Origin of the sequence: Parafrankia soli (assembly GCF_001854695.1) — a bacterium.
GTDB classification, from domain to species: domain Bacteria; phylum Actinomycetota; class Actinomycetes; order Frankiales; family Frankiaceae; genus Parafrankia; species Parafrankia soli.
Genome location: NZ_MAXA01000245.1, coordinates 31,491 through 52,119 on the forward strand (window position 1 = coordinate 31,491; position 20,629 = coordinate 52,119).

Genomic DNA, 20,629 nt, shown 5'->3' on the forward strand with positions numbered 1-20,629 from the left:
CGCACGGGTGCCGGTCTAGTTGGTGTAGGGGTTGTTGCAGACGAGCGGAACGGCGAGCGAGTAGTGGCCGTCCTTCAACTGGGTGGAGGCACTGCAGGGAGCGCCGTAGAAATGATTCTCCGGCCACGTCGACTGAGCGATGAAGATGCCGTCACCGTAGTGGTAATCCGGGCTGTTCATTGTGCTCAGGAACTTGTCGACGGTGAGATCCTTGCCGGTCGCCTTGAGACCGGAGATCAGCATGTCGGCGGAGATCCACCCCATCGCCGAGGTCAGGGACAGCTTGGCGCCCTTGCCGTACTTGTTGATGTCGTCGGTCATCTGGCGCACCGTCGGGTTGGCGGTCTCCTCGAACKGCAGCCACTGGACGGCCGTGTAGGTCTTGTTCAGCGCCTCCAGGCCGGTCAGCCGCGGGTCGTAGCCCACCGAGCTGGTCTGGATGCCCTGGTAGCCGGCGGCGGTCAGCGTCTGGGCCAGCGCGGTCACGTTCACGAAGTCGGTGACGTGGTAGATGAGCGCCGGCGGCTTGCCGTGGTTGGCAGTCATGATCTGCCGGACCAGGCTGGACGGGTCCGAGGGCGGCTGCCCGTACTGCAGGGTGGTGTTGGTCATGACGACGTCCAGCCCGGCCCGTTCCAGCGCGTCCTTGGTGTCGGCGACGCCCTGCTTGGCCGAGGCGTTGTCGACGCCGAGCAGGACGACACTCTTGTCCGAACTCTTGGACAGCAGCTCGACGTACGGGCCGACCTGGATCGAGTTGTACTTGTCCGGCAGCAGGCAGCCGGTGAAGCCGAAGGTGTTCGCCCGGCCGCAGAACCCGCTGTTGATCGACCAGCCGAACGCCGGCACCACGTTCTCGCACAGGGAGTCGACGTAGCCCGACATCGTGGTCATCACCGGCGCCGCGGCGAAGACCTTCTCGTTCTCGGCCAGCTTCTTCCCGGCGTCGGCGTTCTGCTGGGCGTTCTGCGCGTCGTCCACCATGCCGGTGTAGTCGATCGTGCGGCCGAACACGCCGCCCGCGGCGTTCTCCCGGGCGAACCGGGCCTGGGCGCCGAGGTCCGTCTCCTGGTAGGTGGAGGTGCCACCGCCGCTGAGGGTGCCGATCCCGCCGACCTTGATGCTGGTGGGGGTGATGCCCCGGGTCGGGTCGGGCGAGGGGCCGGAGCAGGGCAGGGTGCCCGAGACCGGGAGGGTCTTCCAGGTGGCCGGCTGCGTCGCGGAGGAGCGCGAGAGTGTCGCCGTCGTCCCGGCGTCCGTGCCCGGTGCCGCCGCGCTGCTGTCGCCGCCGTCCCCGCCGCTCCCGCAGGCGGCCACCAGGGCGAGCGCAGCCGCCAGCACAGGTAAGAGGCCTTTCCTCGGATTCATTTCTTGGACGACCTTCCTCTGGGTAGTCGCTGCGCGGGCGGGCCGGCCGTCGCGGCGCTTTCCGCGACGACGGCCTCTTCCGCGCAGCCGAAATCCGCGGCGCGCCGGACCGCGCCTGCGGAAGTGAAGTTGAACGAGCGGCTGATACTGCCCGCCGGTCGGTTGGAATCCCGGTGACGCCAAATAGAACGCACTGCGGCGAAGCGTCCCGTGGCGGCGATTGTGAATACGGCCGCCGACGGTGTGTGGTGGCTGAAGTGGCCGCGACAGGTCGGCTGCGGTCCAGTACGCGGCAGTTCCACCTGCCGGCGTCAGCCGGCAGGCGAACAATTACTGGACCGCGCCGGCGCGACTGCCTGTCGGTTCGGCCGGAACGTGTGGGAAGGCTTACATTTTCCGATCCGGAAGTCAAGAGGCCGGTGGTTGTGACTCTGGGCGGCCGATCAGTCGCCTTGCGCAGGTGTGTGTGGCCGGTCTCCGCCTGTCGCCCGCCTTGCCGGCTTCTCCCGGAAATGCCGCTTTCGGTTGGTTATTCCGCGCATTCCCGTCCCCAGGAGAGGAGGGGGTACCGGAGGGCTCGCTGCGCGGGACCTGGCGCAGGCCGGTGTGGACGAGTCGGCTGCCCGCCTGTCGCGGGTCCGCGTCCGGGGCCGCGGTCCCCGTCCGGGGCAGCCGTCCTCGTCCGGGGAGGGCGGGTCCGGTGGCCTGTGTCCGCGTGCGGCGGTGTGCGACCGCGTGCCGGTGCGGGGTTGATCGATCGGCGGCCCCGTGGGCCCGGTCCGTCCATCCCGCCCGCGGCCCGTCCGTCGGCAAGGCTTGCTGTTCCACGCCTGGCAGGCGGGCTGGTTGCCATCGGTCGACCGCCTGCGACCGTTCGGAAGGTGCTTGCTGTCCGCCCGGAGAGCGTCTACATTATCGTCAACTTTCCAGACATGATCGTCGATTTTTTTTCAGGATCATGTCAGTTTTGGTGCAACGGGCTCGTCGGCAGGCCGGCGAGGGGCACCGGCCCGACGACCGCGCGCAGCGGCGGCAGACCGGGACCCCGTGAACAGGTGAGCGGTGATGGAGATGCCGAAGGTGAGCGGGTGCCGGCGGGCGCCGACCGAAGCCCGCCCGCACACCCTGGCCCGAGGCGGATGCGGGCGTGGGGTTCGACTACGTCGCCGGACCTGGCACTCGCAGTGCACCAACCCGATGGCCCTGGAGGAGTACCGATGACAGCAGTTCCCCAGCCGAAGCCGGCGGCGGAACCGGTCTGGAGCTCCGGCGCCGACAGTCAGCTCAGGACACAGCGCTGGGACGACGACCTGCCGCGCTCACGCCGCGGGGCCGAGACAAGGGCCCGACTGGTGGAGGCCGCGAAGACCGTCTTCGAGGAGAAGGGCTTCCATGACGCGCGGGTCTCCGACATCGGCGAGCGTGCCGGCCTGACCCACAGCGCCTTCTACCACTACTTCGACTCGAAGGAGGACATCCTCCGGGAGGTGGTCACCGCCATAGATCATGCTCTCAATTCGGGGATGGACGTCATCCTTGATCCTTCTTCCACCGCCACACCGCGGGAGCGCCTCACGAAGGCGATCCGGATCCGTTTCGAGGCACACCGCGAAGAAGCGCGGATCATGAACGTCATCGAGCAGGTGGCACGGTACAACGAGCCGATCAGCGCCCTCTGGACCGAGCTCTACCAGCGGCACTGCGAGGAGATGGCCGCCTCGATCACACAGCTCCAGCGGCGCGGCCTGGCGGACGCGACCCTGGACCCGGTCATCGCGACCGACGCACTCGCCACGATGACACTGCGGTTCGCCGAACAGTCACTCATGCAGGACGGCTCCAGATACGACTTCGATGTCGCCGTCGACCAGATCACCAAGATCTTCATCAATGCGCTGCAACTTCGTGACCCCAAGAAGCGCCGCCGGCGCGACGACAGCGGCTAGTACGCCCTGTCCCGGCGCGACCGGCGTCCCGGCTGATCAGCGGACTCCAACCAACGACACCGGCGGGGGACCGTTCCCGCGATCCGATGTCGACACCGCACGCGACTCGGTGTCGAGACCAGATCACCCGCTCTCCCGCACCACCAGACGGCACCCGCCTCGCGTCCCCGGGCGGATACGGACCACAACCCACCCGCGACGTCACGCCCGCACAGGTATCTCCTCGGGCGGCGTCGCCGAGAACCTGACGTGGCGGTCTGACCTAGGCGTGAGCGCTGCTCCCGGTTTCGGACAGAACGTCGTCCAGCTCCTGTTGTGAAGAGCGTGGGAGAGGCGGGGCGCGGGATGCGGACTCCACCGTCACGCCTACCACCCACCACCACTTACCGGCGTACTTCCGCTACACCAGGGCGTACTTCTGCCTGCGGGCGAGAGGAGATCACCGTGACCGCGGTGACCGATGTCAGGTCCGAGTCCAGGATGCTTGTGGACGGCGAGCTCGTCGAAGCCGACTCGGGCAAGCGATTCGACAACATCAACCCCGCGACCGAACAGTTATTAGGGCAGGTGGCGGACGCCTCCACGGCGGAGATGCGGCGGGCGATCGCGGCCGCCCGCCGCGCGTTCGACACCACCGACTGGTCGACGAACCATGCCTTCCGCAAGCGTTGCCTCGAACAGCTGCAGGACGCGCTGGAAAGCGAGCGGGAGGAGCTGCGCGAGGAGCTCATCCTCGAAGTCGGCTGCCCACGGATGGTGACCGGCGGTCCACAGCTTGATGATCCTTTGGAGAGCGCGCTTCGTTACCCGGCGAAGCTGATCGACGAGTTCCCCTGGGAGTCGGATCTCCCGGACGGCATGGCGATGGGCGTGCTCAACCGGCGGCGGGTCCGGAAGGAACCGGCCGGTGTGGTCGGCGCCATCGTGCCGTGGAACTTCCCCTTCGAGGTGGCCCTCAACAAGCTCGGCCAGATCCTCGCCACCGGGAACACGGTGGTGCTCAAGCCCGCTCCGGACACCCCGTGGAACGCCACCCGCATCGGTCGGCTGGTCGCCRAGCGCACGGACATCCCGCCCGGCGTGGTCAATGTCGTCACCTCCTCGGACCACCTGGTGGGGGAGGAGCTGACGCTCTCCCCGCAGGTCGACCTCATCTCCTTCACCGGATCGACCACCGTCGGGCAGCGCATCATGGCGAAGGGCGCCGCGACGATGAAGCGGGTGTTCCTCGAGCTCGGCGGCAAGTCCGCGACGATCGTCCTCGACGACGCGGATCTCCCGAGCGCGCTCATGGCCGGCCTGGGGGTGTGTTACCACGCCGGTCAGGGCTGCGCCGTCCAGACCCGGATGCTGTTGCCGCGGTCGCGCTATGCCGAGGGCGTCGAGGTGCTGAAGGCCGCCTTCGCGGCAGTGCCCTACGGCGATCCGCAGCGCCCGGACGTGATGATGGGCCCGCTGATCTCGGCCAAGCAGCGGGCTCGCGTGCTCGGCTACATCGAGAAGGGGGTGGCGGAGGGCGCCACGCTCGCGCTCGGTGGCGGTCGGCCCGAGCACCTGCCCACCGGCTGGTACGTCGAGCCCACCTTGTTCACCGATGTGGACAACTCGATGACGATCGCCCGGGAAGAGATCTTCGGGCCGGTTCTCGTGGTGATCCCGTTCGACGATGACGACGATGCCGTCCGGATCGCCAACGAGAGTGTGTACGGACTCAGCGGCGGTGTCTTCTCCGGATCCCTGGAACGGTCACTCGCTGTGGCCCGCCGGGTGCGCACCGGGGGAATGTGCGTCAACGGCGGCACGCCCTACGGCGCCGACCTGCCCTTCGGGGGCTACAAGCACAGCGGGATCGGCCGGCAGAACGGCACGCTGGGATTCGAGCAGTACCTGGAGACCAAGTCCCTCGCCTGGCCGAAGGCCTAGTCGCGGCCCGCGGATCCCGCAGGTGCCGGTGCTGCTGGTGGAGTCATGACGCCGGCACCACCGGCACCCACCGGCGGCGACGGTAACCGGCGCACTCTCCTTTCCCGCTTCGGTACGCGACCTGCGGCCCACCGGCACGCTCGGCAGGGCCGGAACCGCACGGTCCGCCGCCGGCGGCGTGCCCGGACGGACACCGTGACGACGACCCCCGCGGATGACGCCGAGGCGCGAGGCATTCATGAAAGCCGTACGTCCCAGTGAAGGAGTAACCGTGTCACTCGCCAGCCATTTAGGTGACGTCTACTATGACCCTTACGACTTCCAGATCGACGCCGACCCCTACCCGGTGTGGCGGCGGATGCGCGACGAGGCGCCGCTCTACTACAACGAGAAGCACGACTTCTACGCGCTGAGCCGCTTCGAGGACGTCGAGCGTGCCCTGAGCGAATGGGGTACCTTCCTGTCCGGGCGGGGCACCCTCCTGGAGATCATCAAGGCGAACGTCCCCATACCACCCGGGAACATCCTCTTCGAGGATCCTCCCGTGCACCACGCCCACCGCGGTGTCATGGCCCGTGTGTTCACGCCGAAGAAGATGAACGCCCTCGAGTCGAAGGTCCGCGAGTTCTGCGGGCGTTCCCTCGACCCGTTTGTCGGCACCGCTGGCTTCGATTTCATCGGAGACCTCGGTACGCACATGGCGATGCGCACGATCGGCTATCTCCTGGGTATTCCGGAGGAGGACCAGGAGGCGATCAGAAGCCTCTTCGACGACAATCTGCGTATCGAGGACCCGGATAACCCGAGGCCACCCGACATCGGCATCGACGGCGCGTTCGTCGACTACATCGAATGGCGGGCGGAACATCCTTCGGACGATCTCATGACGGAACTCATGAATGCGGAGTTCGAGGACGATACCGGGACCGTCCGCACGCTGACCCGCGATGAGGTGATCGCCTACATCAACCTGCTGGCCGGTGCCGGGAACGAGACGACGGCACGGCTCGTCGGTTGGGCCGGGAAGCTCATCGGTGAACACGCGGACCAGCGCCGCGAACTCGCCGCGGATCGATCGCTGATTCCCAACGCGGTGGAGGAGGTGCTGCGGTACGAAGCGCCCTCCCCGGTACAGGCACGGTACATCGAGCGCGACGTGGAACAACACGGCCAGACCATACCCGCGGGCAGCGTCGTTCTTCTTCTCAACGGCTCCGCCAACCGGGACGAGCGCCGTTTCCCCGATCCCGACCGTTTCGACATCCACCGCTCCGTGGGTCGCCATCTCGGCTTCGGCTACGGCATCCACCACTGCCTCGGTGCCGCACTGGCCCGCCTCGAGGGCCGGGTGGCGCTGGACGAGGTGCTCCAGCGCTTTCCCGACTGGGAGGTCGACTGGGACAACGCGGTCCAGGCTCGCACCTCGACCGTGCGGGGCTGGGAGAAGATGCCCGTCCGCATCGGCTGACCGACCGTTTCGGCGTCAGAGTCCTCGTACCGTTTCGCCGCCGCAGCAGGGGAGAGGGAAAAATGCAGCAGTCGGACATGATCCTGATCAGCATTGACGATCATTCGATCGAGCCCCCGGACATGTACAAGCGGCATGTTCCGGCGAAGTGGCTGGACCAGGCGCCGAAGGTCGTGCGCGGTTCGGAAGGCGCGGATCTCTGGGTGTTCCAGGGCCAGGCGACCGCGACGCCGTTCGGCATGGCGGCGACCGTCGGCTGGCCCCGGGAGGAGTGGGGATTCCATCCCGGCTCGATGTCCGAGATGCGGCCGGGCTGTTTCGACGTCCACGAGCGCGTCCGCGACATGAACGTGAACGGCGTGCTGGCCTCGATGTGCTTCCCGACGATGGCCGGCTTCAACGCCCGGACCTTCAGCGAGGCCGCCGACAAGCAGATTTCCTACATCATGCTCCAGGCGTACAACGACTGGCACATCGACGAGTGGTGCGCCACCTACCCCGGCCGGTTCATCCCGTTGGGAATCGTCCCCATGTGGGACGTCGACCTGGCGGTCGCGGAGGTCCGGAGAATCGCTCGGAAGGGGTGCCGCGCGATCAGTTTCCTGGAGGCGCCGCACGGGCAGGGCTGGCCGAGCTTCCTGTCGGGCTACTGGGATCCGATGCTGAAGGCGATCGTCGACGAGGACATGGTGCTCTGCCTGCACATCGGCGGCGCCTGGGACATCGTGCAGCTGGCTCCCGAGGCGCCAGTCGACCATTCCATCGTGATACCGTCGCAGCTGACGATGCTCACCGCGCAGGACCTGCTGTTCGGTCCCACGCTGCGCCGGTTCCCGAAGCTGCGGGTTGCCCTCTCCGAGGGTGGAATCGGCTGGATCCCGTTCTATCTCGACCGTATCGACCGGCATTTCCAGAACCAGACGTGGATCGACGGTGACTTCGGCGGGAAGCTTCCCTCCGAGGTCTTCCGCGAGCATTTCCTGGCCTGTTTCATCACCGACCCCGCCGGCCTCAAGATGCGGCACGACATCGGCGTCGACGTGATCGCCTGGGAGTGCGACTACCCGCACACCGACACGACCTGGCCGGAGTCGCCGGAGTTCGTGTGGAACGAGCTGCAGAACGCCGGCGTCCCGGATGCCGAGATTCACCAGATCACCTGGGAGAACAGCGCCCGCTTCTTCAACTGGGACCCTTTCAGTCACGTCCCGAAGGAGCAGGCGACGGTGGGGGCGCTGCGCGCGCAGGCGGCCGACGTGGACGTGACGCGGATGTCGCGCGCGGAATGGCGCCGGCGCAACGAGGCCGCCGGAGTGGGCCGGGTGGAGGCTGACGGGCTCCAGGACGTGGGCGGGGCTCGATGACCGGTGTCATGGAGGGTGTCCGCATCCTCGAGGTCGCCGAGCACACCTTCGTGCCGGCGGCCTCGGCCCTGCTGGCCGACTGGGGCGCGGAGGTCATCAAGATCGAGCATGTCGAGCGCGGCGACGCCATGCGCGGGCTCGCCTCGGCCGGGGTGGCTGCCGTGCCGGCGGACGTCCACGTGCTGCTGGAGCACTCCAACCGCGGGAAGCGCAGCCTGGGCCTCGACCTGACCTCCGCCGAGGGTCGCGATCTGCTCTACCGGCTGGCCGCGACGTCCGACGTGTTCCTCACCAACAAGTTGCCGAAGGTGCGGGCGAAGCTGCAGATCGACGTCGAGTCGATCCGCGAGCACAACCCGCGCATCATCTACGTGCGCGGCACCGGCCAGGGCGAGCGTGGCCCCGACGCCGACCGGGGGTCCTACGACTCGCTCGCGTTCTGGGCCCGCGCCGGGATCGCGTCGGGCCTGACCCGCCCGGAGTACGGGCACGTGCCGAGCCCGCCGGCCCCGGGCTTCGGGGACTCGATCGGCGCGATGACGATCGCCGGCGGCATCATGGGCGCTCTGTTCCACCGGGAGCGGACCGGTGTCGCCAGCATCGTGGACGTGTCCCTGCTCGGCACCGGCCTGTGGGCCATGGGCCAGGCGCTCGGGCTCTCGCTGGTGCTGAACATGCCGTGGGAGCCGCTGCCGCTGAACGCGATGGCCAACCCGCTCGTCGGCAACTACCTCACCAAGGACGGTCGCTGGCTGGCGTTCTCCTGCCTGCAGGCGGGCCGGTACTGGCCGCCGATGTGCGAGGTGATCGGGCGCCCGGAGCTGGCGGTCGACCCCCGGTTCGCCGACCACACGGCGCTGCGGGACAACAGCACCGAGGCGATCGCCCTGCTGCGCGAGGCCTTCGCGGAGCGCACGCTCGAGGAGTGGCGGTCGCGGCTGGCCGACTTCGTCGGCCAGTGGGCGGTCGTGCAGGACACGCAGGAGGTCGCGGTCGACCCCCAGTCCGTCGCGAACGGCTACATCCAGGACCTCGAGACGGCGGCCGGCGTGCCGTTCCAGCTGGCCGCCGCGCCGGTGCAGTTCGACGAGCGGCCGCCGGCCACCCGCCGGGCGCCGCAGTTCAACGAGCACGGTGACGAGATCCTCGCGGAGCTCGGGCTCGACTGGGACACGGTCGTGGACCTCAAGGTCCGCGGCGTCGTCGCGTAGCGACCACCCGGGCCGTCCGCACACCAACCATCCGACTCGACAGGTAGGAGAAAGTGACATGACCTTGTTCGACGCCTTCCGGTACGACGGGAAGCGGGTCCTCGTCGTCGGCGGGGCGACCGGCATGGGTGCGGCCGCCGCCGAGTTGGCGCAGAGCGCCGGCGCCGAGGTCGTGGTCATGGACTACGCCGAGGTCACGCTGCCGGGCGCCAAGGCCATCCACGTCAATCTCGCGGACGCGGCGTCGATCGACGCCGCCGTCGAGCAGTGCGGCGGGCCGGTGCACGCGCTGTTCTCCGCCGCCGGTGTCGCCGACGGCACGCCCGGCATCGAGCGGATCAACTTCATCGGCCACCGGTATCTGGTCGACCGGCTGCTGGCCGGGGGACTGCTGCCCCGCGGCTCGGCCATCGGCTTCATCTCGTCGGCGGCCGGCCTCGGCTGGGAGGGCAACCTCCCGCTGCTCAAGGAGTTCCTCGACATCACCGACTTCGACGCGGCGACACAGTGGGTCCACGAGCATGGCAAGGCCGACTACATGTGGAGCAAGCAGGCGGTCTGCGCCTACGTGGCTCGGGAGTCGTTCGCGCTGCAGAAGCAGGGCATCCGCGTCAACGCCATCTGCCCCGGCCCCACCGACACCCCCCTGGCGCAGGCCAACAAGGAGATGTGGCTCGGTTTCGGCGCCGACTACCGGGCCGAGGTCGGCATCGAGGCGGCGACGCCGCTGGAGCAGGCCTACCCGCTGCTGTTCCTCTGCAGCGACGCCGCTGCGGCCGTCAGCGGGATCACCGTCATCACCGACGCGGGCTACTGCAGCTCCGGCATCACGGGGAGCTACCCGGCCGCGGCGGAGAACGTGCGCTTCTTCTTCGGCCGGTAGGACCTGCCGGCCGGATCGGTGGGTCCGGCCGGTCCGTACGGACCGGCCTGCGGCCGACCCGGCCCCGCCGGTGCCGCCAGCGACCTGGAGGAAAACCCGACATGCTGTTGGAACTGAGCTCCGACCAGGAGATCTTTCGGGATACCACCGCGAGATTCCTGACCAGTCGGGTGCCGATCAGCGAGGTCCGGAGTCTCCGGAACCACCCCGCCGGCTTCGAGCCCGACTACTGGCGCGAGGGCGCCGAGCTCGGGTGGACGTCGCTGCTGGTCAGTGAGGAACACGGCGGAGGCTCGGTCAGCGGCGGGGGGCTGGTGGACCTCACCACGATCGCCCATGAGTTCGGCGTGCACGCCGCGCCGGGACCGCTGGTCCCGACCAACGTGGTCGCCGGGACGCTGAGCACCTTCGGTGGCGAGGCGCACCGTCCCGTCCTCGAGTCGCTGCTGGCCGGCACGTCGGTCGCGGCGTGGTGCTTCGGCCCGGCCGTCGACACCGACGGCCGCGGCCCCGCGGGCCCGCGCTGCCGGATCGCCGACGGCGAGGTCGTCCTCGACGGCGTCCAGCGTCCCGTCGAGGCGGCGGGCCAGGCGCACCACATCCTGGTCACGGCCCGGGCCGAGGGTGGGCTCACGCAGATCCTCGTCCCGACCGACACCGCCGGGGTGTCGATCGAGCCGATGCGCACGGCGGACCTGACCCGCCGTTTCGCGGCGGTGACGTTCGACGGCGTCCGGCTCCCGGTCGAGGCCCTCGTGGGAGAGCCGGGCGACGCCGACGAGCTCCTCGAGTACCAGCTCCAGCTCGCCGTGGTGATAGGCAACGCCGAGGCGGTGGGCGCCCTGCAGACCGCCTTCGACATGACGCTGCAATGGGCGTTCGACCGTTACTCGTTCGGGCGCCCGCTGGCCTCCTACCAGGAGCTCAAGCACCGGTTCGCGGACCAGAAGACGTGGCTGGAAGCCTGCCACGCCGTCAACGACGCCGCCGCGGCGGCGGTCGACGACCGGTCGCCCGACGCGAAGGAGCTGGTCAGCGCCGCCAAGGCGTTCATCGGTGACTACGGTTCCGAGCTGGTCCAGGACTGCGTGCAGATCCACGGTGGGATCGGCGTGACCTTCGAGCACGACCTGCATCTCTACCTGCGCCGGGTCACCGTGAACCGGGCCCTGTACGGCACGCCGGCCGACCATCGCCAACGCATCAGCACCGTGCTCGAGAACCGGAAGGAGCGGGTATGACCGACGCCATCGAGGACGTCGAGAGTTTCCGGCTGCGTGCCCGCACCTGGATCCGCGCGAACCTCCGCCCGCTGGAGCCGCACGAGACACTCGCGCCCACCCTCGCGTTACCGGTCCAGACCGAGGAGGAGGAACTCGCCGCGCTCGCCCGGGAGCGTGAGCTCCAGCGCATGATCTTCGACGCCGGCCTCGCCGGGATCGGCTTCCCCCGGGAGTACGGCGGGCAGGGCCTGACGACGGACCACCAGCGCGCGTTCAACGCCGAGATCGTGGGCTACGAATACCCGGCGCGGCTGCAGGCGCCGACGTTCTCGCCCTGCGGTGCCGTGCTGCTGGACTTCGGCACCGAGGAGCAGAAGCGCCGGCACATCCCCGCCATTCTCAAAGGCGAGGAGATCTGGATGCAGCTGCTGTCCGAACCCAGCGGCGGGTCGGACGTCGCGGCCGCCCTCACCAGCGCCGTCCGCGACGGCGACGACTGGATCCTGAACGGCTCGAAGGTCTGGACGACCGGCGCCTCGACCGCCGACTGGGGCCTGTGCCTGGCCCGGACGAACTGGGACGTCCCGAAGCACCGCGGCCTGACCGTGTTCATCCTGCCGATCCACCAGCCGGGCATCGAGGTGCACCGCATCGAGATGCTGAACGGCTCGACCGAGTTCTGCCAGGAGTTCCTGACCGACGTCCGGGTCCCCGACAGCGACCGCATCGGTGACGTCGACGGCGGCTGGACGGTGGGCACCCGCTGGATGTTCCACGAGCGGATGCTCTTCAACTCGCCGTTCGTCAGCATCCCGGTGGGGACCTCGCCCGGCGAGGTCGGTGCCGCCTCCATCGTCAACGTCGCCCGGGACACCGGACGGTTCGACGATCGCTGCGTCCGGGACCTCCTCGGCGAGGCCCACATGCTCGAGCTCGTCGGCCAGACACTCCGGCGCCGGATCGGCCGCGGTGTCGCCGCGGGCCGGATCTCCGAACAGTCCGCCGCGATCACCCGCCTGTTCGCGGGTGTCTCCTCCGCGCGGAAGGCCACCATCGCGTTCGAGATCGCGGGCCCCGCGGGGGCGGCCTGGACGGCGGACGACGGCGCGGCCGCGAGCTGCGGCGACGACTTCCTGATGCGGCAGACGTCGTGCATCGGCGGCGGCACCACGGAGATGGCCCGCAACGTGATCAGCGAGCGGGTGCTCGGCATGCCCCGCGAGCGCACGCCCGACCGGGACCGCCCGTTCCGCGACGTCCCGCGCAGCGCGTCGAACCGCGCCTGACCGGGATCCCGGTCAGGCGCGGTTCGCCAAGCGCCTGGCCATCCGGCCAGGCGCTTGGCGGTCACGTCGCTGAGAAGAACGCGAAGTCCTCCAGGAGCTGCTGATGGCGGGCACGCACCATGCCCGCCATCTCCGGATGTGTGATGATGTACGTGCGGTTGGCGCGGATGCCCCGCACGACAATCGGCCCCACGGCCTCGTCCGACATCATGCTCAGCAGCAGGTCCGACGGCAGCTCGCGACCCGCCATCGGATCGGGCGCCGGTCCACCGAACCGCTCCGGGCGGTGCCGGGCAGACGTCGAGACCAGGTTGGTTGCCACCGCTCCGGGGCAGAGCACCGACACCCCGATACCCTCGGACGCGAGCTCGTGCCGCAGCATCTCGCCGTACCCGAGAACGGCGTGCTTCAGCGTGGTGTACACGCCGGTGTCCGTGCCGCCCGTCTGCTTCGCGGGTAATGCCAGCAGGCCGGCCATTGACGATGTGAGCACGATGTGCGATTCGTCGCCGTGTCCACGCAGAAGCGGCAGGAACGCCTGGACCACGCGCACGGCTGCCATGAGGTGGAACTCGACGAACCACGCCCACAGTTGCTCGCTGGCCGTGGTGAGTGGAGCGTTGGTGTGGACGCCGACCGTGTTCACGAGCACGTGCACGCTGCCCAGATCGCGTGCCGCGCCGGCCGCGAGTTCCGCTAACGAGTCGCGATCGGTCGCGTCCACGCGTGAAGCGTACGCTTCGCCACCGCGCCGTACGATCTCGTCGCGTACCGCGCCCGCGCTGCCCGAGTCGATGTCGGCGACGACGACTCGCATGCCCTCACCGGCGAGACCTAAAGCAATCCCGCGACCGATTCCGCTCCCGCCGCCGACAACCACCGCGCCGCGTCCTTCTAGCCTGTCCATAGCTGCCCGCCTCGTGTGTCACGCTCGCCCAGGACGCCTCGCATTCATGCGGGGGCCCCGGCGGCATCTTCTCCACTGTTCTGGGTAGGCCCCTCTACTGCGGGTCCACGGCCCCAGTCTTACGTTGGTGCCTTTCGTGGGTTCTGCACCGGCCAGGCCGGCGAAAGTGTACGTCTGTCCCAGCCTGATCGTGCACGAAGTACTTTCCCCGCCTATCGCAGGCCCTTGCCGGGCGAGCGGAACTCACGCGGACTGACGGCAAGGTCAGGCGTCGACCGTCACCGCAGGCGAGGGCCTGCCTCGTCCCGCCGAATGCCTCCGTCCTTGCCGCCCCGCCGCGGGGATGATCTCTCATAGGGCCGCTCGCGCGATGACGCAGCCCCACCTCCCCCGGTCATCGATCATGGCTCTGGCGTAACCAGCCAGACGGACATGCCCGGCGCCGCGGATGGTCCGGCGGCCAGCCCCATTTCTTGCGGATCTCGAACAGTTTGTATACAACCATGCCTGAGAGGTGTATACAACAGTTGGAAGCGGGTGGGCGGGGGTCGCGGGCAGGCGGGTCCCTTCATCCGAAGGTCGGTCGCCCAGGAGGTACGTCGGGACGATGACCCAAGTCCAAGGTGAGACGGCCTGTGGGCAGCCGCCGTGAGCCCGGCGTCAACCGGGTCGACACCACGCCGGACGCACCGGTGTGGCGGTCTCGCCAGGGGTCGAGTGATCCCATCTGTGGGCGGCTTGCCCCGGTCCCGGGGCTCCCCCTACGGCCTCGACCACGAGGCCGACTGACTCGACGTAAGCCGGCGTGGCGAACGTGAGGTGGGTATGACGAAGCAGAAGCTCATCATCGAGGTCCGGATCAACGAGGGAACGACGAGGGACAGCAGCCCGCACGTTCCCTACAGCCCTGCGGAGATCGCCGGCCAGGCAGTCGAATGCTGGCGGCAGGGCGCGTCACTCGTGCACTATCACGCCCGGGATCCCGAGACGGGTGCGCAGTCCGCTGATGTGGATCTGTACGCGGACGTGGTGCGGCGGATCAAACAGGACAGCGATCTCATCACTTTTCCTACGCTGGGCGCGAGCATGCTGCCCACCGCCGAGGAGCGTGTGGCGCACATCGTCGAGATGGCGAAGGATCCGGCGACCAGGCCCGACTGCGTCCCAGTCGACATGCTGACCACCAACCTGGACCGGTACGACGCGCGGCGCAGAGCGTTCATCAGCGATGAGCGAGTCTATTTGAACACGACGAAGATGCTCACGCACGTCTGCGAGACCGTGAGCGCCGTCGGGGTGCAACCGGTTTCCATGATATGGAACATCGCCGGGGTTCGGCTCACCGAGGCGTTCCTCGAGATGGGACTGTACAAGGAGCCGCTGTTCTGTGAGCTGACGCTGTTCGCGGACCCGTTCGTCAGTTACGGACATCCGGCGACGATCAGGGGGCTGCACGCTCTCCTCGATTTCTTTCCGGCGCGGGCGAACTGGCCCTGGTTCCTGAGTGTGATCGGCGGCAATGCGTTTCCGGCGCTCGCGGGCGCGATCGAATCCGGCGGCCACGTCGCCATCGGCGTCGCCGACCATCCGTACCAGGAGCTCGGCGTGCCAACGAACGCCGAGCTCGTCACGCGTGTCGTCGAGATGGCTCGAAGCATGGGCCGGGAGGTCGCCACGCCGGCCGAGGCCCGTGAGATGCTCGGACTGCCCGGATACGAGAGTTAGTCTTTGGCATCGTCGTCAGGTGTCGTGTACGACGCGGCCGTGTGCCGTGCGAGCCGTATCCGCCCCCGAGACTCCAGCGTCAGCAGAGTCCATGTGGCCCACAGATGCGCGTGTTCTGACATCGTCAGCTCAAGGAGGTCGGTATCCATGGGTGTAGAAACAGCACCGGCACAGAAACTCTCGACAGTCGGCGGTCCGAGGTTCGAGAAGGTGACGGGGAACATAGGCGCGATCGTCCACGGCGTAGATGTCCACGTTGCCCACGGGGAGGAGGTCGCGTCGGTGCTGCTGCGATCGCTGCATGAACACGGCGTGCTGTTCTTCCAGTCGGACACGGAGATCAGTGGCGAGCAGTTCTCGGSGTTTTCCTCGGTCTTTGGTGAGCCTTATTCCTACCCATACGGGAAAGGCCCTGGCCAATTCGTGACCGAGGAGGGCGCCGACGCGGTGCGACTCCGAACGAGTTACTGGCACACGGACGGGAGTCCTCAGGAGAAGCCCCCCCAGGCCGCGCTCTTATGCTCGGTGGAGGTGCCGGCCTTCGGCGGTGACACCATGTGGGCAAGCATGACCGCGGCATTCGACGCCCTGTCGTCCCGATACCAGCGGCTGTTCGACGGCATGGAGGCTGTGCACAGCACTGCCGCGGTGGCGCGGTACCACGACTCCTTCGGCCAGGGAGAAAGCCACGTGCATCCTGTCGTGATCACCGATCCGATGACTCGGCGGAAGGCCCTCTACGTCAACTCGGTTTACACGGAGCGGCTCGTCGGGGTGAGCGAGCGGGAGAACGAGACGCTCCTGCGAATGCTGTACGAACACGTCAACACCCCGGAATTCCACGTCCGTCTGCGTTGGCAACCGAACATGATCGCGGTGTGGGAGGAGCGGGTCACCCAGCATCGCGCGGTCGCCGACTACGCGGAGCGACGGGTCCTGCGCCGCATCACCATCACCGGCGACCGTCCGAAGGCCTGACCGCGAGTGATGCTGCCTGTGAGTCCGCCGAGGTAGGGGAACCAGATTTTGTCCATGATGAGTCAGGAAGAACGGCGGGCCGCTCATGGCCGCGTGCGTGCGCGTTGTGTGCCGATGGCGAGCTCAACGGTCCCGGCGCGCCGATCTACGGAGGTGAGTAATGGGCATGCTTGACGGGAAGGTGGCGGTGATAACCGGCGCTGGATCGGGGATAGCGAAGGCGTCCACGAAGCTCTTCGTGCAGGAGGGTGCCAAGGTGGTGGCCGTCGATATAAGTGGTGCCGAGAAGGAGACCGCGGCCGAAGTCGGCGGAAATGTCCTCCCCTTCCACTGCGACGTCTCCGACGAGACGAGCGTCGCTGCGATGTTCGAGGCCACGATCAAGGAGTTTGGACGCGTCGATGCCGTGCTGAACGTGGCCGGTACCCACGGTACGCGGCCACCCGAGGTAGTCGCCGTCTCCGAGTTCGAGAAGATGACCCAGGTGAATCTGCGCGGCGTGCTCATCATGACCGAACATGCGATTCCAGCGATGCTCCGCTCGGGCGGCGGCAGCATCGTCAACTTCTCCTCGATCTCAGCGGTCAACGTACAGAGTCGGACGTCGGTCATGTACGCTGCCGCGAAGGCCGGCACCCATGCGCTCACCAAGGCGGTGGCCGTCGAGTACGGCCCCAAGGGCATCCGGGCAAACGTCATCGCACCGGGATTCACGCTCACCGAGATCATGAAAGGGCCGCCTGAGCTGTTGCGTGAGATGAGCTCGAAGGCTGCGCTCAAACGGGGAGGTCAGCCACGGGAGCTGGCCGAAGTAGCGGCCTTTCTGGCCTCGGACCGCGCCTCCTTCGTGACCGGAGTCATCATTCCGGTCGATGGCGGCTGGTCGGCACGACTAGCCTAGCGCACCGACAGCGTATAGCCGGAAATACTTGTATACGCTGGCGGATTGATGATTGAATACGTCAGTGATCGCTGGCGGAGTATCCGCTGGCGGGGCGATCGCCATACGGATTCCGCGGCGCGGCCATGCCCCATGTCGCGGCTCGTCGGCCCGACAGACATGCACGAGGCTCCCGCCTCTTGGCCGCTTCGCGTGTCGCCGTCTGGCGCTGGTTCGCCGGTCGCAGGAGGAGGACCATGACGACGGATCGAACGGCGGGACTGTCGGGACAGGTATTACGCCGGTTATACGAGCTGATGACGCTCATGAAGGCGGCCGACGACCGGCTGAGCCGGGGGATCGCGTCGGGTGAGCTGCAGTGCGTGTACTGGCCTCCTCGAGGGCAGGAGGCGATTGCCGCGGCGATGGGGGTGTGCCTCCGGTCGGACGATCGGTTGGTCACGACCTATCGGGGGTTGCATGACCTGATCGGCAAGGGCGTGCCGCTGGTGGAGATCTACGGCGAGATGCTGGGCCGGCAGGTGGGCTCGGGTCGGGGCAAGGGCGGGACGATGCACATTGCCCGCCCCGACTCAGGCGTCATGTTGTCGACGGGGATTGTGGGATCCGGGCCGCCGGTCGCGGTGGGCTTGGCCATGGCGGCGCGGCGCAAGGGCCTGGATCGGGTGACGGCCGTGAGCTTCGGTGACGGGGCGACGAACACCGGCTCGTTTCACGAGGCGGCGAACATGGCGGCGCTGTGGGATCTGCCGTTGGTGTTGGTGTGCCAGAACAACCAGTACGGCGAGATGACGCCGACCGAGCACACGATGAAGATCGATCAGATCGCGGACCGGGCGGGCGGGTACGGGATGCCTGGTGTCCGCGTCGACGGCAACGACCCCGTCRCCGTCCTCGCCGTGTTGACACGGGCCGTGGAGCGGGYGAGGAACGGGGGCGGCCCGACGCTGGTGGAGTGCGTGACGTTCCGATTCCGTGGTCACTACTTCGGGGATCCCATGGCGTATATCCCAGCTGAACGGATGGCCGCCGCTGTCGAGGCTGATCCGATACCGCGGTTCCGGTCGCGCCTGCTGGAGACGGGGGTCTGCGATAAGCACGCTCTCGACGAGATCGAGGCGGGCGCCACCGCGGCGGTCGAGGAGGCGTTGGCCGCGGTTCTGGCGGCACCGGCCGCGGCACTCGACGAACTCGATCGTGATGTGTACGCCGACCCGCGGAACTGCCCCGCCTAGACTCGCGGATCCCGCTGGACCGCGGATTCCGCTGGCGTCACGGGAAGCGCGCCTCCGGGTAATGCCGGCTTCGTGATGACTGCTCGCCTTCTCGATCATGGACCCGCATAGAGGTGGACGTGGACGAGCAAAAGATGACGATGCGCGAGGCGTTGAACCTCGCTTTGGACCAGGCGTTGGCGCGTGACGAGCGTGTCTTCCTGCTGGGCGAGGATATCGCCGATCCCGGATCCAGCGGGCCGACCAGGGGGCTGTCGACCAAATACGGCACGGATCGGGTGCTGGACACGCCGATTTCCGAGGCGGCGATCGTGGGTGCCGCGATCGGTGCCGCGATGGAGGGGTTCCGTCCGGTCGCCGAGATAATGATCATGGATTTCATCGGTATCGCCGTCGATCAGATCGTCAATCATGCGGCGAAACTGCGGTTCATGACCGGGGGGCGGACAACCGCGCCGATCACGGTCCGGACACAGGTCTACGGCGGGTTGGGGACCGGGGCGACGCACTCGCAGTCGTTGGAGGCGTGGTTCATGCACGTTCCGGGGTTGAAGGTGATCGTGCCTTCGACGCCGCGGGACGCCAAGGGTCTTCTCACGTCGGCGATCTTCGATGACGACCCGTGTGTCTTCCTGGAGACGATCCGTCTGCAGGGCCAGCGCGGGTTGGTGCCGGTGGACCCGGGATTCTCGATTCCGCTGGGTCAGGCGGACGTGAAGCGGCCGGGTACTGATGTCACGTTGATCGGCTATGGCCGGGGGGTGGTCGAGTCGCTCGGCGCGGCGGCCGTGCTCGAGGCGGAGGGGGTCAGCGCCGAAGTGCTTGATCTGCGCACTCTGGTTCCGCTCGATGTGCCGGCGATGGTTGATTCGGTGCGTCGCACGAGGCGTGCTGTGGTCGTGCATGACGCGGTGCGGTTCGCCGGGCCCGGGGCGGAGATCGCCGCCATTCTGCAGCGCGATCTCTTCGGTGTGCTTGCGGCGCCGGTGGAGCGGGTGGGTGCCCGGTTCGTGCCGAATCCGGCTCCGCCGGCGCTGGAATCACAGATCTACCCGAACACCGAACGTATTGTCGCGGCGGTCCAGCGGACGCTGCGGTCGGAAATGACCGAGGACGGTGCCCGTGGCTGACTTCACGATCCGTATTCCGCGGGTATCGGTCGCGATCTCKGAGGCGGAGCTGATCGAGCTTCTCGTGGACGAGGGGGCGAACGTGGCGGAGGGCGACCCGCTGTTCATCATCGCGACGGACAAGGCCGAAACCGAGGTGGAAGCCGGTGCGTCCGGCACGGTGCACTGGACCGGCGCCGTCGAGACGGTTTATGAGATCGGTGCCGAGATCGGGACGATCCAGGCGTCGGGCTGACCCCGTAGGGAAGCCCGTGTGGCAGGAGGTTGATGTCGATGGCTCTCGCCGACGACCGCCGGGCGGTCGCCACTCGCGATGTTCCGTTCCCGATGCGCGACCTTTTACATGTGCCTCGCGAGCGTTATTACGACCGGGGTTTCTACGAGCTGGAGAAGGAGTATCTGTGGCCGCGGGTCTGGCAGATGGCGTGCCGGCTGGAGGAGATTCCGCAGCCTGGGGATTTCGTCGAGTACGAGATCTGCGATCAGTCGATTCTGGTGGTGCGGCAGCCTGACCGGTCGGTCAAGGCGTTCCACAACGCGTGCCGGCATCGGGCCACCCAGTTGTGTTCGGGTTCCGGGCGGCTGCCCGGTGGGCAGATCGTGTGCCCGTTCCATGGCTGGCGGTGGAACCTCGACGGAAGTAACTCGTTCGTGTATGGCGCGGAGGGGTTCGCGCCGGAGGTCCTGCGCCCGGACGACATCCGGCTGCGGGAGTGCAGGGTCGACACGTGGGGTGCCTGCGTGTGGATCAACATGGATCCGGATGCCCGTCCGTTGCGGGAGGCGCTGGCGCCGGTAGCGGGGTTGCTGGACGCGGTGTGCGTGGAGAACATGCGGGTGTGGTGGTGGAAGGAGACGATCCTCAACGCGAACTGGAAGGTGGCCCAGGAGGCGTTCCACGAGGGTTACCACGTGATGGGGACGCATCCGCAGCTCACGTTCGGTCTGGGTGACGACTACCCGTTCGCGAATGTCGAGTACACCGCGTTCGAGAACGGCCACGGTCGTTTCCAGGGCCGGTTCGACCCGACCGCGGGCGGCGTCTCCCAGGGGCGTGGTGGGGAGGCGTTCCTGGAGCGGT

Annotated in this window: 17 protein-coding genes; 15 read left to right on the plus strand and 2 right to left on the minus strand. The window is 67.9% G+C overall.

Translation table 11 applies throughout. The features are described 5' to 3' along the window. Positions 1 to 15: 15 nt before the first annotated feature. A complete protein-coding gene (locus BBK14_RS26920) occupies positions 16 to 1,341 on the minus strand; it encodes an ABC transporter substrate-binding protein (protein WP_241831872.1) in 1,326 nt (441 codons plus the stop codon). Between the two features lie 1,244 nt (positions 1,342 to 2,585). Between BBK14_RS26920 and BBK14_RS26925 the strand changes: the two genes are divergently transcribed. The 8 genes from BBK14_RS26925 to BBK14_RS26960 all read left to right on the plus strand — a co-directional run bounded on the left by BBK14_RS26925 (position 2,586) and on the right by BBK14_RS26960 (position 12,672). Further along, positions 2,586 to 3,314 carry a TetR/AcrR family transcriptional regulator gene (locus tag BBK14_RS26925; RefSeq protein WP_071066038.1) on the plus strand — a complete coding sequence of 243 codons (729 nt, stop codon included), beginning with the start codon at positions 2,586 to 2,588 and terminating at the stop codon, positions 3,312 to 3,314. 480 nt (positions 3,315 to 3,794) lie between these two features. Then, complete coding sequence (locus BBK14_RS26930; RefSeq protein ID WP_071066054.1) at positions 3,795 to 5,237, plus strand: aldehyde dehydrogenase family protein; 1,443 nt, start codon at positions 3,795 to 3,797, stop codon at positions 5,235 to 5,237. Positions 5,238 to 5,475: 238 nt separating this feature from the next. Then, positions 5,476 to 6,705 carry a cytochrome P450 gene (locus BBK14_RS26935; RefSeq protein ID WP_071066039.1) on the plus strand — a complete coding sequence of 410 codons (1,230 nt, stop codon included), beginning with the start codon at positions 5,476 to 5,478 and terminating at the stop codon, positions 6,703 to 6,705. Positions 6,706 to 6,767: 62 nt separating this feature from the next. After that, positions 6,768 to 8,069, plus strand: coding sequence for an amidohydrolase family protein (locus tag BBK14_RS26940; RefSeq protein ID WP_071066040.1), 1,302 nt, complete (start codon positions 6,768 to 6,770; stop codon positions 8,067 to 8,069). Next, positions 8,066 to 9,280 (plus strand): CaiB/BaiF CoA transferase family protein, encoded by a 1,215-nt coding sequence (locus tag BBK14_RS26945; protein WP_071066041.1) that lies wholly within the window; start codon positions 8,066 to 8,068, stop codon positions 9,278 to 9,280. Before BBK14_RS26940 ends, BBK14_RS26945 begins: the two co-directional genes overlap by 4 nt. Positions 9,281 to 9,338: 58 nt before the next feature. After that, positions 9,339 to 10,163: an SDR family oxidoreductase gene (locus BBK14_RS26950; protein ID WP_071066042.1), complete on the plus strand. Its 825-nt coding sequence runs from the start codon at positions 9,339 to 9,341 to the stop codon at positions 10,161 to 10,163. 101 nt (positions 10,164 to 10,264) lie between these two features. Beyond that, the gene (locus BBK14_RS26955; protein WP_071066043.1) at positions 10,265 to 11,404 is read left to right on the plus strand and encodes an acyl-CoA dehydrogenase family protein; all 1,140 of its coding nucleotides are present in this window, start codon (positions 10,265 to 10,267) and stop codon (positions 11,402 to 11,404) included. After that, positions 11,401 to 12,672: an acyl-CoA dehydrogenase family protein gene (locus BBK14_RS26960; protein ID WP_071066044.1), complete on the plus strand. Its 1,272-nt coding sequence runs from the start codon at positions 11,401 to 11,403 to the stop codon at positions 12,670 to 12,672. Before BBK14_RS26955 ends, BBK14_RS26960 begins: the two co-directional genes overlap by 4 nt. Positions 12,673 to 12,733: 61 nt before the next feature. Here the strand turns inward: BBK14_RS26960 and BBK14_RS26965 are convergent, their stop codons facing one another. After that, the gene (locus BBK14_RS26965; RefSeq protein ID WP_241831873.1) at positions 12,734 to 13,552 is read right to left on the minus strand and encodes an SDR family NAD(P)-dependent oxidoreductase; all 819 of its coding nucleotides are present in this window, start codon (positions 13,550 to 13,552) and stop codon (positions 12,734 to 12,736) included. Between the two features lie 852 nt (positions 13,553 to 14,404). Here BBK14_RS26965 and BBK14_RS26970 point away from each other — a divergent pair. The 7 genes from BBK14_RS26970 to BBK14_RS27000 form a co-directional block, all read left to right on the plus strand. Continuing rightward, the gene (locus BBK14_RS26970; protein WP_071066045.1) at positions 14,405 to 15,304 is read left to right on the plus strand and encodes a beta-keto acid cleavage family enzyme; all 900 of its coding nucleotides are present in this window, start codon (positions 14,405 to 14,407) and stop codon (positions 15,302 to 15,304) included. Between the two features lie 147 nt (positions 15,305 to 15,451). Next, complete coding sequence (locus BBK14_RS26975; protein WP_071066046.1) at positions 15,452 to 16,282, plus strand: TauD/TfdA dioxygenase family protein; 831 nt, start codon at positions 15,452 to 15,454, stop codon at positions 16,280 to 16,282. A 160-nt stretch (positions 16,283 to 16,442) separates the two neighbouring features. After that, a complete protein-coding gene (locus tag BBK14_RS26980; protein ID WP_071066047.1) occupies positions 16,443 to 17,183 on the plus strand; it encodes an SDR family NAD(P)-dependent oxidoreductase in 741 nt (246 codons plus the stop codon). A gap of 236 nt (positions 17,184 to 17,419) precedes the next feature. Beyond that, positions 17,420 to 18,418 carry a thiamine pyrophosphate-dependent dehydrogenase E1 component subunit alpha gene (locus tag BBK14_RS26985; RefSeq protein ID WP_071066048.1) on the plus strand — a complete coding sequence of 333 codons (999 nt, stop codon included), beginning with the start codon at positions 17,420 to 17,422 and terminating at the stop codon, positions 18,416 to 18,418. A gap of 134 nt (positions 18,419 to 18,552) precedes the next feature. After that, a complete protein-coding gene (locus tag BBK14_RS26990) occupies positions 18,553 to 19,548 on the plus strand; it encodes an alpha-ketoacid dehydrogenase subunit beta (protein ID WP_198541450.1) in 996 nt (331 codons plus the stop codon). Next, positions 19,541 to 19,783 (plus strand): lipoyl domain-containing protein, encoded by a 243-nt coding sequence (locus tag BBK14_RS26995; protein ID WP_071066049.1) that lies wholly within the window; start codon positions 19,541 to 19,543, stop codon positions 19,781 to 19,783. Before BBK14_RS26990 ends, BBK14_RS26995 begins: the two co-directional genes overlap by 8 nt. A 38-nt stretch (positions 19,784 to 19,821) precedes the next feature. Beyond that, the coding region (locus BBK14_RS27000) for an aromatic ring-hydroxylating oxygenase subunit alpha (protein WP_131802434.1) at positions 19,822 to 20,629 on the plus strand (808 nt) is incomplete at its 3' end.

What these genes read in the sequence shown, in the direction of transcription:
- BBK14_RS26925 (WP_071066038.1), top strand. Translation starts at nt 2,586, where the DNA reads ATGACAGCAGTTCCCCAGCCGAAGCCGGCGGCGGAACCGGTCTGGAGC.
- BBK14_RS26935 (WP_071066039.1), top strand. Translation starts at nt 5,476, where the DNA reads ATGAAAGCCGTACGTCCCAGTGAAGGAGTAACCGTGTCACTCGCCAGC.
- BBK14_RS26940 (WP_071066040.1), top strand. Translation starts at nt 6,768, where the DNA reads ATGCAGCAGTCGGACATGATCCTGATCAGCATTGACGATCATTCGATC.
- BBK14_RS26945 (WP_071066041.1), top strand. Translation starts at nt 8,066, where the DNA reads ATGACCGGTGTCATGGAGGGTGTCCGCATCCTCGAGGTCGCCGAGCAC.
- BBK14_RS26950 (WP_071066042.1), top strand. Translation starts at nt 9,339, where the DNA reads ATGACCTTGTTCGACGCCTTCCGGTACGACGGGAAGCGGGTCCTCGTC.
- BBK14_RS26955 (WP_071066043.1), top strand. Translation starts at nt 10,265, where the DNA reads ATGCTGTTGGAACTGAGCTCCGACCAGGAGATCTTTCGGGATACCACC.
- BBK14_RS26960 (WP_071066044.1), top strand. Translation starts at nt 11,401, where the DNA reads ATGACCGACGCCATCGAGGACGTCGAGAGTTTCCGGCTGCGTGCCCGC.
- BBK14_RS26970 (WP_071066045.1), top strand. Translation starts at nt 14,405, where the DNA reads ATGACGAAGCAGAAGCTCATCATCGAGGTCCGGATCAACGAGGGAACG.
- BBK14_RS26980 (WP_071066047.1), top strand. Translation starts at nt 16,443, where the DNA reads ATGGGCATGCTTGACGGGAAGGTGGCGGTGATAACCGGCGCTGGATCG.
- BBK14_RS26990 (WP_198541450.1), top strand. Translation starts at nt 18,553, where the DNA reads ATGACGATGCGCGAGGCGTTGAACCTCGCTTTGGACCAGGCGTTGGCG.